Below are 12,545 nucleotides of genomic sequence, written 5' to 3'. Positions count from 1 at the left end.
CCGGTGCCCGCGCTGACCCGCCTCGCCGACGCCCTCCTCGACCGCGCCGTCGTCCCCGGCTACAGCAAGCTCGGCCCCGCCCTGCGGCGCCGCTGGTGGCCGTCCGGGCCGGTGCCGGGCGCGCTGATCGGCAAGCGGGTGCTGGTCACCGGGGCCACCTCCGGCATCGGGACCGCGATCGCCGAGGGTGCGCTGACCCTGGGCGCCACGGTGCACGTGCTGGGCCGCAACCGGGCCAAGACCGAGGACCTGGTCGCCCGGCTGGAGCGGGAGCGACCGGGGGCGACGCTGGTCGCCGAGGTGTGCGACGTCGGCGACCTGGACGCCGTCCGGGCGTGGGCCGCCGACTTCACCGGCCGGGTGGACGAGCTGCACGGCCTGGTGCACAACGCCGGGGCGCTGCCGGCCGAGCGGTCGGAGACCGCCCAGGGGCACGAGCTGACGCTGGCGGTGCACGTGCTCGGGCCGCACCTGATGACCGCGCTGCTCGCCGACACCCTGGCCCCGGGTGCCGCAGTGGTCTGGATGTCCTCGGGCGGCATGTACGGCGCCGGGCTGCGCGACGACGACCTGGAGTTCACCGACGGCGAGTACAGCGGCGTGCGCGCCTACGCCCGGACCAAGCGGATGCAGGTGGTGCTCGCCGCCGAGTGGGCCGGCCGGCTGCCCGGGAAGCACGTCTACTCCACGCACCCCGGCTGGGTGGCCACCGACGGGGTGACGGCGTCCATCCCCGGCTTCGGCAAGGTGATGGCCCCGCTGCTGCGCACCCCCGAGGACGGCGCGGACACCACGGTGTGGCTGCTGGCCACCCGGCCGGCGTCCCGCTCACCGCACTTCTGGCACGACCGGGCGCAGCGGCCCTCGACGCTGGGCTGGGAGCGCGGCCAGGACCCGGCGAAGGTCCGCCGCTTCCTCGATCAGGTCGCCGCGGCCACCGACGTCCCGGGCTGAACCGTCGCGTGCGGGCGGCGCTGCCAGGCCGCCCACTCGCCGCTGATCTCGCCGGCGGTGCGCAGCAGCAGCGGCAGGTGGTCCTCCAGCAGCGTCTCCCGGGTGGTCTCGGCGGCGTGCACGGTGACGTTGGCCGCGGCCTGCACCACCCCGGCGCCGTCCCGCACCGGGACCGCGACCGAGCGGACGCCCGGCGCCAGCTCCTCGTCGGCCAGCGCCCACCCGCGCGCCCGGACCTCGGCCAGCTCCTCGTGCAGCTGGGCCGCCGTCCGCCCGATGTAGCGGGGCAGCCCCGACCGGGAGGGCTGCGTCAGGGTCCCGGCCAGCTCGTCGGGCCCGAGCGCGGCGAGCAGGACCTTGCCCTGGCTGGTCTGCACCGCCGGGAACCGCGTGCCGATCTCCACCCGCAGCGTGATCAGCTTCGGGACGGCGACCCGCGCGACGTAGACGATGTCCGAGCCGTCGAGCTGGGCCATCGACGAGGACTCCCCGGTGCGCGCGACCAGCGACTCCAGGTGCGGCCGGGCGATGTCCCACAGGCCCAGCGACCCGACGTAGGCCATGCCCAGGCCCAGCACCTTCGGGGTCAGCCGGAACCCGCCCTCGCACGCCGCGGCGTAGCCCAGCTCCTCGAGGGTGAGCAGCAGCCGGCGGGCGGTGGGCCGGGCGAGGTCCGCCGCGGCCGCCACCTCCGACAGCGTCATCACCGGGCGCCGGTCCGAGAAGCACGACAGCACGTCGAGCCCCCGGGCCAGCGCCTCGACGAAGTCCGGGCCGTGCCCGCGCCCGGCCATCAGGACCCGAACAGCGAGCCCCGGGCCTCGCGGGTCTCGTCGCTCTTGTAGTCGGTGTAGGTGTAGGGGTTGTCGAGCACGTCGCCGTCCTCGGGCATCGCCGGGTTCATGCCGGCCTGCCAGGTCTCCTCCCCCATCGCCCCGCGCAGGTGCTCCACCGTCGACTCCACGGCCGACCGGACGGCGGCCCCGTCGTAGCCCACCAGCTCGCCGGCGCGCTTCACGACCCGGCCACCGACGAGCACGGTGTGCACGTCGCCGCGCTGGGCCTGGAAGGCCACGTGGCCGTAGGGGTTCAGCAGCGGGAAGGACACCGGCGACCTGTCGTTCTTGATCAGCACGACGTCGGCGGTCTTCCCCGGCTCCAGCGAGCCCAGGTCGTCGCGGCCGATCGCCTTCGCGCCGCCGCGGGTGGCCCAGTCGACGACGTGCTCGGCGCGCAGGTGCACCTGGGTGACCGTGTTCCCCTCGACGTGCGCCTCGAGGTGCTCGCGCGAGCGGTCGGCGCCCAGCGTGGTGCGCATGGCCGAGAACAGGTCGGCCGACCACCAGACGCTGGTGTCCATCGACAGCGAGACCGGGATGCCGTGCTTGCGGACCTGCCAGGTGGGCGGGTAGCCCTGCCCGGCGCTCTGCTCGCTCTCGGTGGAGACCGACACCGACCCGCCGGTGGCGGCGATGCGGTGGTAGCTGTCGGTGGAGAGCGAGGCGGCGTGCACGTAGACCGTCTCCGGCGTCATGAACCCGGCGTCGTGCATGAGCTGGATCGAGGCGTCGGACGTCGCGCCCCAGACGCCGGCGTGCGTGGTGACCGGGAGGCCGAGCTCGCGGGCCACCTCGAAGGCGGCCCTCTCCGGGAAGGACGGGTCGCCGGTGACGTCGAAGGCCAGCTGCAGCCCGAGCCTGCCCTCGTCGGCGCGCCGCCGCAGGAACGCCTGCACGGCCGGGTCGGCGGTCCACTCCCAGGGCCCGGCCTGGATGTTGCCGTAGGCCAGCACGAACCGGCCGGGGACGGCGAGCAGGGCGTCGGCGGCGGCCTCGGCGTGCTCGACGCTCCGCAGCCCGTGGCTCCAGTCGACGGTGGTGGTGACCCCGGCCTCCAGGCCCTCCCACGCGCTCAGCAGGTTGCCCGCGTGGACGTCCTCGGGCCGGAAGGTCTTCCCGTGCTCGAGGTAGTACCAGACGAAGTACTGGGTGAGGGTCCAGTCGGCCCCGTAGCCGCGCATCGCGGTCTGCCACATGTGCCGGTGCGTGTCGATCATGCCCGGCATGACGACGCCGCCGGCGGCGTCGACCTCCTCGGTGCCCTCGGGGACGTCGAGCCCGGTGCCGACGGCGGCCACCTCGCCGTCGACGACCAGGACGTCGGCCTGTGGCAGCACGGTGTGCGCGTCGTCCATCGTCAGCACGGTGCCGCCGCGCAGGACCAGCGGGCGGGTGTCGGGGCTGGACATCGTCGTCTCCTCGCGGGGCTGGCGGACACCTGTCCGCTGGGCGGTCGCGCACACCCTGTCGTGACCCACGACACCGTGTCAAGCGGTCCCCGCCCGCGGTTGACAGGCCAGCCGCGGGGTGGTGAGACTGCGGCACCGACCCCACCGGACAGCTGTCCGAGAGCCGAGGAGCGCGCCGTCCCGATGACCTCCCCCACCGGCCCGCTGGCCGGCCTGCTCGTCGCGGACTTCTCCCGCGTGCTGGCCGGCCCGTACTCGACGATGCTGCTCGCCGACCTGGGCGCCGAGGTGGTCAAGGTGGAGGGCCCCGCCGGCGACGACACCCGGCACTGGTCCCCGCCGGTGCGCGACGGGGTCAGCACGTACTACCTGGGCGTCAACCGCAACAAGCGCTCGGTGGCGCTCGACCTCAAGGACGAGGGCGACCGGGCCGCCGCGCAGGAGCTGGCCCGCCGCGCCGACGTCCTGGTGGAGAACTTCAAGCCGGGCGGGCTGGCCCGCTTCGGCCTGGACTACGAGTCGGTCTCGGCGACCAACCCCGGCGTCGTGTACGCCTCGATCAGCGGGTTCGGCAGCCAGGAGGGCGGGTCGCACCTGCCCGGCTACGACCTCATCGTGCAGGCCATCTCCGGGCTGATGAGCCTCACCGGCTCCCCCGACGGCGAGCCCTACCGCGCGGGCATCTCGGTGTTCGACGTCGTCGCCGGCCTGCACGCCACCATCGGCGTGCTGTCCGCGCTCAACGCCCGCCACGAGACCGGCACGGGCCAGCACGTGCAGGTCAGCCTGATGGCCTCGGCGCTGTCGGGCATGGTCAACCAGAGCTCGGCCGCCGTCGCCGGGGAGGTCGTGCCGTTCCGGATGGGCAACAGCCACCCGTCGCTGTTCCCCTACGAGCCGATGGAGTGCGCCGACGGCGAGCTCATCATCACCGCCGGGAACAACGGCCAGTTCCGCAAGCTGGTCGAGGTGCTCGGCGTCCCCGAGCTGGCCGACGACCCGCGGTTCGCCCGCAACGAGGACCGCACGGCCAACCGCGACGAGCTGCGCCCGCTGCTGGTGGAGCGGCTGCGCACCCGCGGCAAGCAGGAGTGGTTCGAGCTGATCTTCGCCGCCGGGGTGCCGTGCGGGCCGATCAACACCGTGGACGCCGGGGTCGCCTTCGCCGAGCAGGTGGGCCTGGACCCCGTCGTCCGGCCGGGTGGCATCCCCTCGATCCGCAACCCGATCACCTTCTCGGCGACCCCGCCGTCCTACCGGCTCCCCCCGCCGGCGCTGGACGAGCACGGCGCCGAGATCCGCGCCTGGCTGGAGGCCCCCGGTGACTGAACCGCGCACCTACGAGACCGCGCTCGGGGCGTCGTCCCGGGAGACCATCACGCTGCTGGGCACCGACCTGGCCCGTGACGTCATGGGCACCGTCGGGTTCGGCGAGCTGGCCTTCTGGCTGGCCACCCAGCGCCGGCCCACGCCCGGGCAGGTGCGGGTGTTCGAGGCGGTGCTGGCCGCGCTCGCCGACCACGGCTTCACCCCCACCGCGATCGTCACCCGGCTCACCTACCTGTCCGCGCCGGACAGCGTGCAGGGCGCGCTGGCCGCCGGGCTGCTCGGCGGCGGCTCCCGCTTCCTCGGCGTCACCGAGGACTGCGGCCGTTTCCTCGACGACGTGCTGCAGGCCCAGGACACCCTGCCCACCGACGACGCCGGCTGGGACGCCCTCGCCCTGGCCGTCGTGCAGCGCGAGCGGGAGGCCGGCCGGTTCGTCCCCGGCCTGGGCCACCACGTGCACAAGGACGGCGACCCCCGTACCCCCCGGCTGATGCAGATCGCCGCCGAGGAGGACCAGACCGGCCCGCACCTGGCGCTGTTCGCCGCCATCGGCCGGGTGCACCCGCAGGTGCTGGGCAAGACGCTGCCGCTCAACGGCGCCGGCGTCTGCGGCGCCGCGCTGGCCGACCTCGGTCTCCCGCTGCCGCTGCTGCGCGGGTTCGCCCTGCTCGCCCGCACCGCCGGCCTCATCGGCCAGCTCGCCGAGGAGCTGCGGCACCCGGTGGCCAACGACATCTTCCTGTCCGTGGACCTGAACAACCGCTCGGTCGCCCCCGACCCGAGCTGATCCCTGATCCTGACCCGACCGTTGGAGGCAGCAGTGCAGCTCGTCACCGAGGACAACATCACCGACCTGGCGGCCGCCCGGTGGGCCACCGCGCACGACCCCCGCACCGCCGAGCTGATGAGCGCGCTGGTGCGGCACCTGCACGCCTTCGCCCGCGAGGTGCGGCTGACCGAGGCCGAGTGGATGGCCGCCGTCCAGTGGCTCAACCGCACCGGGCAGATCAGCGACGAGAAGCGCGAGGAGTTCATCCTCACCTCCGACGTGCTGGGCCTGTCGATGCTGGTCGTGCAGATGAACCAGCGGCTGGACCCCCGCGCCACCCCGGCCACGGTGCTCGGCCCCTTCCACATCGACGGCTCCCCCGAGCTCGGCTACGGCGAGGACATGTCCGAGGGCGTGCGCGGCACCCCGCTGTTCCTGCACGGCCGGGTGGTCGACCTCGAGGGCAACCCGGTCGGCGGCGCGGTGCTCGACGTGTGGCAGGCCGACGACGACGGGCTGTACGAGACCCAGCACGCCGAGGTCGACGAGGCCCGGCTGCGCGCGAAGTACACCTCCCGGGAGGACGGCGCGTTCGCCATCCGCACGGTGGCGCCCCTGGGCTACACCATCCCGATGGACGGGCCGGTCGGCGACCTCATCTCGCGCACCGACATCTCGGAGTACCGCCCGGCGCACTTCCACGTGCGGTTCGACGTCCCGGGCTACCGGCCGCTCATCACGCACCTGTTCCAGGAGGGCGCCGACTACCTGGACAGCGACGTCGTCTTCGGCGTCAAGGAGCAGCTGGTCGTGCACTACGAGCCGCACGAGGGCGGGACGTTCCCCGACGGCACCCCGGTCGAGGGCCCGTGGTTCGAGGCCACCTACGACTTCGTGCTGCAGCCGGCCTGACCCCTCAGCGCCCCGGCGGCTGACCCCCGCCGCCGGGGCCACCACCCGTGCCACCGCCCATCGATCCGCCACCGGCCGCGGTGGTCGTGTCGACGCCGACGCCCATCGACACCGTGTAGCCCGAGGACACGTCGCCGGTGATGGTCGGGGTCTCGAGCTCCGCGCCGTCGGAGAACACGTTGTCGGTGGCCAGGCTGACCTGCGCCAGGTTGCGCACCGACTGCTCGTAGCCGCTGGTGGCGTAGACGGTCTCGCAGACGTCCTGCAGCAGGGCGACCTGCGAGGTGGCGATCGCGTTGGTCGAGTCGGTGATGGAGTCGACGTCGGGGTAGACCTCGAAGTGGATGTGCGGCCACCGGCCGGAGTAGCAGGCCGGGAAGACGCTGGTGAAGGTCACCGTCCCGTCGGCGTCGGCCACCTGGACGCCGCGCAGGTAGTTCTCGCCGGTGATGCCCTCGGAGTACAGCGAGTAGGCCCCGTCCCGGTCGCAGTGCCAGACGTAGACCGCGGCACCCTCGAAGGGCACCCCGTTCGCGAGGTCCTGCACGGTCAGCGTCAGCGTCATCGGGATGCCCTCGGCCGTGCCGGACGCGGAGCCGAAGCTGGAGCGGATGTCCGAGCGCACGATGCCGCTCTCGGTCAGCACGTTCGTGCCGTTGGACCCGTCGCCCGGGTAGGGCCCGGCGGTCTCCTCCGGGATCTCCCCGGTCGACGTGGTGGCCGCGGTCGCCGTGCCGGTCGCCGACCTGGTCGTCGTGCTGCTGCCCCCGCAGGCGGCCAGGCCGAGGCCGGCGGCACCGATGCCGAGGAACCCGAGCACCCGGCGGCGGCTGAGCAGGGTGTCCAGGTCGAACCGGAGCCCCTGGTCGACCACCTCCTCGTCGGGGCGGGGCAGCGGGCGTCCTTCGTAGCTCGTCGTCATGGGCACCACCGTCGGGCCCGTCCCCAGGTGCCGCACCAGCCCCCGCTGTGCGTCCGGTGTGCGCCCGGGAAGCCCCACGTCCCGCAGCGCAGACAGCCGAGACCGGGGTTCCCGGGGCAGCGCAGGGGCGCAGGACCCCGCGAACCCCGCACTCGGCGGCCGATCCCGGGGTTCCCGCCCGCTCCCGAGCCCCCGACAGGGCGGGAACCCCGGGATCGGGGGGACGCCGGAGGTGTCGGACACCGCGCGAGACTTGCTCCCGTGGTGTCGACGGTCGTGCTGCAGCGGGTGGGCGACGGCGTCCGCGCGCACCTCGACGACGGCACCGCGCACGACCTCGCCCGCACCGACCTGTCCGCCTGGGTCGCCGCCCGGGAGGCCGACCGCCCCCGCTGGGTGTGGGACGACACCACCCGCTGGTACCCGCAGCTGCTCGCGGCCGGCGTCCGGGTCGAGCGCTGCACCGACCTGCGGCTGACCCACGCGGTGCTGCGCCGCTCCCCCCACGTCGACCAGCAGCTCCTCGACGACGGCGGCTGGGACGCCCTGGCCCCGGTGGTCCCCGAGGAGGCCACCCTCTTCGCCCTCGACGACCCCGCCGACGCCCTGGACCCGGTCGCCGAGCACGCCCGCCAGCAGCGGGCGCTGGCCGCCTCGTCCGAGCGCGGCCGGCTCGGGCTGCTGCTGGCCGCGGAGTCCGCCGCCGGCCTGGTCGCCGCCGAGATGCAGCACGCCGGCATGCCGTGGCGGGCCGACGTCCACGACCGGCTGCTCACCGCGCTGGTCGGTCCGCGCCCACCCGCCGGGCAGCGGCCGGCCGGGCTGGAGGCGATGCTGCCGGGCATCCGCGCCGCCTTCGGCCAGCCGGGGCTCAACCCCGACTCCCCCGTCGAGCTGCTGGCCGGGCTGCGCGCCGCGGGGCTGGACGTCGCCGACACCCGCTCGTGGACCCTGCGCGAGCTCGACCACCCGGGCATCGAGCCGCTGCTGCGCTACAAGAAGCTGCTGCGGCTGGTGCAGGCCAACGGCTGGGCCTGGCTGGACACCTGGGTGCGCGACGGCCGGTTCCGCCCGGTGCTGCTGCCCGGCGGCGTGGTCACCGGCCGGTGGGCGGCGCAGGGCGGCGGCGCACTCAGCGCCCCGGTGCAGCTGCGCGGCGCCGCCGTCGCCGACGAGGGCTGGCGGTTCGTGGTCGCCGACGTCGCCCAGCTCGAACCCCGGGTGCTGGCCGGCATGAGCCGCGACACCGCGATGGCGCAGGCCGCCCGCGCCCGCGACCTCTACCAGGGCGTGGTCGACGCCGGCGTGGTCGCCACCCGCGCGCAGGCCAAGGTCGGCCTCATCGGCGCGCTCTACGGCGGCACCCGCGGCGAGAGCGGGCTGGTGCTGCCCCGGCTGGCCCGCCGCTACCCCGCCGCGCTGGGCCTGGTCGAGCAGGCGGCCCGGGCCGGCGAGCGCGGCGAGGTGGTCACCACCCTGCTCGGCCGGGGTTCCCCGCGACCGGGCCCGTTCGGCGGCTCGGGCGACGACCCGGTGGCCGGGCGGGCCGCCGACGCGCGGCGCCGGTCGTGGGGCCGGTTCACCCGCAACTTCGTCGTGCAGGGGACCGGCGCGGAGTGGGCGTCGTGCTGGCTGGCCGACCTGCGCAACCGGCTGTGGCGCCTCGGGGAGGGCTCGCTGACCGACCGGCCGCACCTGGTGTTCTTCCTGCACGACGAGGTGGTCGTGCACACCCCGGCCCCGCTCGCCGACCAGGTCGGCGAAGCCGTCCGGGCCGCCGCCGCCGAGGCCGGCCGGCTGCTGTTCGGCAGCTTCCCGGTCGACTTCCCCCTCGACGTCGCGGTGGTCCACTCCTGGGCCGACGCCTGAGGGCTGGCCGAGGATGGGGCGGTGATCGACCCCGACCTGCTCGCCGCCGCGTCCTGGACCACCGAGCCCGCCGCGTGGCGTCGCACCGACGACGGCCTCGAGGTCACCGCCGTCCGGGGCAGCGACGCCTGGCGGCACACCTCCTACGGCTTCGTGCACGACGACGCCCACGGGCTGCTTGCCCCGTTCGGCGCCCGGGACGCCCTCGAGGTCTCCTTCCGCCTAGACTACGACCAGCAGTTCGACCAGGCCGGGCTGCTCCTGCGCGCCTCGCCGGAGACCTGGCTCAAGGCCGGCGCCGAGGTCTCCGACGGCGTCCCGCAGGTCGGCGCCGTCGTCACCCACGGCCGCTCGGACTGGTCGGTCGCCCCGGTGCCCGACTGGTCCGGCCGGGAGGTCACCGTGCGGGCCAGCCGGGACGGCGACGCGGTGACCGTGCGCGCCCGGGTGGACGACGAGCCGTGGCGCCTGGTCCGGGTGGCCCCGGTCGACCCCGGCACGCAACTGCTCGCAGGGCCGTACTGCTGCGCCCCCACCCGCGCCGGTCTGGTGGTGGCCGTCACCGGCTGGCGGCGCACCGACCCGGACCCCGCCCTGCACTGACCGGCCCTACCATCCGCGGGTGCCCTCCGACCGGGTCCAGCAGCTGGTGGACTCCCTCGCCGAGCAGCTGCAGCGCTCCGTCGTCGTGGACGACCCGCAGGTGCGGCTGCTGGCCACCAGCCGGCACTTCGGCGACGAGGACGACGTGCGGGTGCGTGCGGTCCTGCAGCGCGACGCCGGCAGCGCGGCGGTGGCCCACGTGCTCGGCGCCGGGGTCGCCGGCTGGCAGCGGGCCGGCTGGATCCCCGCCGAGCCGGGCATCGGCATGCACCCGCGGTGGTGCCTGCCGGTGCGGTGGCAGGGCGAGCTGCTCGGCCTGCTCATGGTCATCGACGCGCACGCCGGGCTGTCGGCCGCCGAGACCGGGCTGATCGCCGCGGCCGGGGAGCAGCTGGCCGCCGTCCTGGTGGCCGACCGGCACGCCGCCGACGCCGCCACCGCCGAGCGGGACGCCACGGTCGCCGCGCTGCTGTCCCCGCTGGCCGCCGACCGGGAGCGGGCCCTCGCCGAGCTGGCCGGCACGCTGCCCGCCGGCCGGCACGTCCGGGCCGTGGCGCTGCGGCTCACCGACGTCGCCCCGGAGGACGCCGAGCAGGCCCGAGCCGCCGTCCGCCGGGCGCTGGCCGCGCGGCCGGGCACGCTCGCCACCGCCGGACCGGACACCGGCACCGCGCTGCTGGTCACCGCCGGGCCGCTGGACGACGCCGCCACGGCCGAGGCCGCCCGGCGCATGGTCGAGGAGGCCCGGGCCGTCGCCGCCGGGCGGTTCGGCTCGGTCGCCGGCACCGGCCCTGGCGTCGAGGGCCTGGACCGGGCGTGGACGTCGGCCCGCACCGCGGACCTGGCCACCCGCGCGGTGCCGCGGCTGCAGCCCGGCCCGGTCGTCGACGGCACCGCGCTCGGGGTGCACCAGGTCCTGCTGCGGGTGCCCGCCGACGCCTGGGACGAGACCGCCCTCCCCGCGGAGCTGCACGCGCTGCGGGCCGCGGACCCGCAGGGCCGGCTCACCGCGACGCTGGCTGCCTGGCTGGACGCCGGCGGGAACGCGCCGGCCGCCGCGGACGCCCTGCACGTGCACCGCACCACGCTGCACTACCGGCTGGACCGGGTCCGCGAGCTCACCGGCGCCGACCTCGACGACGGCGCCACCCGGCTGCGCCTCCACCTCGGCCTGGCGGTCGCCCGGCACCTGCGCTGACTCCTCCCCCGCGAGCAACCGCGGCCCGCACCGTGCTCGCCCGGGAGGTGGTGCCCCAGGTCACAGCCCGTCGATGATCAGCTCATGGCCACCTACACGACCACCGACGGCGTCGACCTGGACTACCGCGACACCGGCGCCACCGGCAGCGGTCGCACCCTGGTGCTGGTGCACGGCTGGTCGCAGTCCCGCGCCACCTGGGACCGGGTCGTCCCGCTGCTGGCCGCCCGGCACCGGGTGGTCAGCTACGACCAGCGCGGCCACGGCCTGTCCGGCAAGCCCGACCACGGCGCCCGGGTGGCCCGGCTGGCCGCCGACCTCCGCGAGATCACCGGGCACCTGGGCCTGCGCTCCTTCGACCTGGTCGGCCACTCGATGGGGGCCTCGGTCGGCTGGAGCCTGGTCGACAACTTCGGCACCGGCCCGCTGGACTCCTTCACCGTGCTCGACCAGCCCAGCGCCTGCGTGGTGCTGCCCTGGATGACGCCCGAGGACGGCGCCGCGGCCGGCGCGATCCTCGACTTCCCCGGCACCGAGGGCTTCGTCGGCGCGGTCGGGGCCCCCGACGCGCGGGACACCCGGCACGGCTTCCTCGCCTCGATGCTCAGCACGGACATCCCCGCCGACGACCTGGCACACCTGTTCGAGGAGAACCTGCGGATGCCCGGCCCCTGGGGTGCCCGGCTCCTGCTCGACCACGCCATGCAGGACTGGCGCGACGTGCTGCCGCGCATCGACGTCCCCGTGCTGGTCGTGGGCGGCGAGGTCAGCCACGTCTCCCCCGACTCCCAGCGCTGGACCGCCGAGCACGTCCCCGGCGCGCACCTGAAGGTGTTCACCCGCGCCGAGGGCGGGTCGCACTTCCCGTTCTTCGAGGGCCCGGAGACCTTCGCGGCCTGCCTGCTGCAGTTCCTGGACGGCACCCCGGGGACCCGTGCCTGACCTGCGCCTGGCCGGTCGCACCGCCGTCGTCTTCGGCGGCGGGACGACGACCGGCGGCCCCGACGGCGTCACCTCCATCGGGGCCGCGTCGGCCCGCACCTTCGCCCGGCACGGCGCGCACGTCGCCGTCGTCGACCGGGACGCCGCGGCCGCCGAGCGCACGGTCGCGGCGGTGCGGGCCGCCGGCGGCGACGCCGTCGCGCTGGTCGCCGACGTCACCGACCCCGGCCAGGTGCGGGCCGCCGTCGCGGCGGTGGTGGACCGCACCGGCCGGCTGGACGTCGTGCAGAACACCGTCGGCGCCACCGTGCTGGGCTCCGTCGACGACCTGACGCTGGCCGACTGGCACCGCGCGCTGTCGCTCAACCTGGACAGCGTCTTCCTGACCGCGCAGGCCACGTTGCCGCACCTGCTGGTCCGGGGCGGGTCGATGGTGAACGTCTCCTCGACCGCCTCGATCCGGTGGACCGGCTACCCCTACCCCGGGTACGCGGCGGCCAAGGCGGGGGTGAACCAGCTGACCCGCAGCCTCGCGCTGCAGTACGCCGACCGGGGCGTGCGGGTGAACGCGCTGCTGGTGGGGCTGGTGGACACCCCGCTGGTCTACGCGCAGCTGGCCGGGAACGCCGCGGTCGAGCAGGTGCGCGCCGAGCGGGACGCGCTGAGCCCGACCGGCCGGATGGGCACCGCGCAGGACGTCGCCGACGCCGCGCTGTTCCTCGCCTCGGACGAGTCCCGCTACGTCACCGGTGTGCTGCTGCCGGTGGACGGCGGGTTGTCGGCCCGGGCCGTGTAGGGG

The 12,545-nt window shown here is 75.6% G+C and carries 12 protein-coding genes; 9 read left to right on the top strand and 3 right to left on the bottom strand.

Annotation, left to right across the window (positions count from 1 at the left end; genetic code table 11):
- Nucleotides 1-3 precede the first annotated feature (3 nt).
- On the top strand, nucleotides 4-954 hold the full coding sequence (locus tag BM158_RS14460) for an SDR family NAD(P)-dependent oxidoreductase (RefSeq protein WP_091560276.1): 951 nt from the start codon (nucleotides 4-6) through the stop codon (nucleotides 952-954).
- Here the strand turns inward: BM158_RS14460 and BM158_RS14455 are convergent.
- On the bottom strand, nucleotides 921-1,748 hold the full coding sequence (locus tag BM158_RS14455) for an IclR family transcriptional regulator domain-containing protein (RefSeq protein ID WP_091560272.1): 828 nt from the start codon (nucleotides 1,746-1,748) through the stop codon (nucleotides 921-923). The genes BM158_RS14460 and BM158_RS14455 overlap by 34 nt on opposite strands.
- Nucleotides 1,748-3,202, bottom strand: a complete 1,455-nt coding sequence (locus BM158_RS14450) for an amidohydrolase family protein (protein ID WP_091560270.1) — start codon at nucleotides 3,200-3,202, stop codon at nucleotides 1,748-1,750. The genes BM158_RS14455 and BM158_RS14450 overlap by 1 nt, the downstream gene beginning before the upstream one ends.
- A gap of 183 nt (nucleotides 3,203-3,385) precedes the next feature.
- Here BM158_RS14450 and BM158_RS14445 point away from each other — a divergent pair, with 183 nt between their 5' ends.
- Genes BM158_RS14445 through BM158_RS14435 form a run of 3 tightly spaced genes read left to right on the top strand, consistent with a single transcriptional unit; the run spans nucleotide 3,386 to nucleotide 6,212 of the window.
- Nucleotides 3,386-4,531 (top strand): CaiB/BaiF CoA transferase family protein, encoded by a 1,146-nt coding sequence (locus BM158_RS14445; RefSeq protein ID WP_091560267.1) that lies wholly within the window; start codon nucleotides 3,386-3,388, stop codon nucleotides 4,529-4,531.
- A complete protein-coding gene (locus tag BM158_RS14440) occupies nucleotides 4,524-5,318 on the top strand; it encodes a citryl-CoA lyase (protein WP_091560265.1) in 795 nt (264 codons plus the stop codon). Before BM158_RS14445 ends, BM158_RS14440 begins: the two co-directional genes overlap by 8 nt.
- 33 nt (nucleotides 5,319-5,351) lie before the next feature.
- Nucleotides 5,352-6,212: a dioxygenase family protein gene (locus BM158_RS14435; RefSeq protein WP_091560263.1), complete on the top strand. Its 861-nt coding sequence runs from the start codon at nucleotides 5,352-5,354 to the stop codon at nucleotides 6,210-6,212.
- 4 nt (nucleotides 6,213-6,216) lie between these two features.
- Here the strand turns inward: BM158_RS14435 and BM158_RS14430 are convergent, their stop codons facing one another.
- Complete coding sequence (locus BM158_RS14430) at nucleotides 6,217-7,134, bottom strand: intradiol ring-cleavage dioxygenase (protein ID WP_091560258.1); 918 nt, start codon at nucleotides 7,132-7,134, stop codon at nucleotides 6,217-6,219.
- Between the two features lie 261 nt (nucleotides 7,135-7,395).
- Here BM158_RS14430 and BM158_RS14425 point away from each other — a divergent pair, with 261 nt between their 5' ends.
- The 5 genes from BM158_RS14425 (at nucleotide 7,396) to BM158_RS14405 (ending at nucleotide 12,542) form a co-directional block, all read left to right on the top strand.
- A complete protein-coding gene (locus tag BM158_RS14425; RefSeq protein ID WP_229827396.1) occupies nucleotides 7,396-9,003 on the top strand; it encodes a bifunctional 3'-5' exonuclease/DNA polymerase in 1,608 nt (535 codons plus the stop codon).
- Between the two features lie 21 nt (nucleotides 9,004-9,024).
- Nucleotides 9,025-9,606 (top strand): DUF1349 domain-containing protein, encoded by a 582-nt coding sequence (locus tag BM158_RS14420; RefSeq protein ID WP_091560254.1) that lies wholly within the window; start codon nucleotides 9,025-9,027, stop codon nucleotides 9,604-9,606.
- A 19-nt stretch (nucleotides 9,607-9,625) separates the two neighbouring features.
- On the top strand, nucleotides 9,626-10,804 hold the full coding sequence (locus BM158_RS22465; RefSeq protein WP_091560250.1) for a PucR family transcriptional regulator: 1,179 nt from the start codon (nucleotides 9,626-9,628) through the stop codon (nucleotides 10,802-10,804).
- A gap of 84 nt (nucleotides 10,805-10,888) precedes the next feature.
- Nucleotides 10,889-11,746 carry an alpha/beta fold hydrolase gene (locus BM158_RS14410; RefSeq protein ID WP_091560247.1) on the top strand — a complete coding sequence of 286 codons (858 nt, stop codon included), beginning with the start codon at nucleotides 10,889-10,891 and terminating at the stop codon, nucleotides 11,744-11,746.
- Nucleotides 11,739-12,542: an SDR family NAD(P)-dependent oxidoreductase gene (locus BM158_RS14405; RefSeq protein WP_207506588.1), complete on the top strand. Its 804-nt coding sequence runs from the start codon at nucleotides 11,739-11,741 to the stop codon at nucleotides 12,540-12,542. Before BM158_RS14410 ends, BM158_RS14405 begins: the two co-directional genes overlap by 8 nt.
- Nucleotides 12,543-12,545 lie beyond the last annotated feature (3 nt).

This window comes from Klenkia taihuensis, from assembly GCF_900112525.1.
GTDB lineage: Bacteria > Actinomycetota > Actinomycetes > Mycobacteriales > Geodermatophilaceae > Klenkia > Klenkia taihuensis.
Note: the sequence above shows the minus strand (reverse complement) of the source record. Positions and strands in the feature narration are given on the sequence as shown.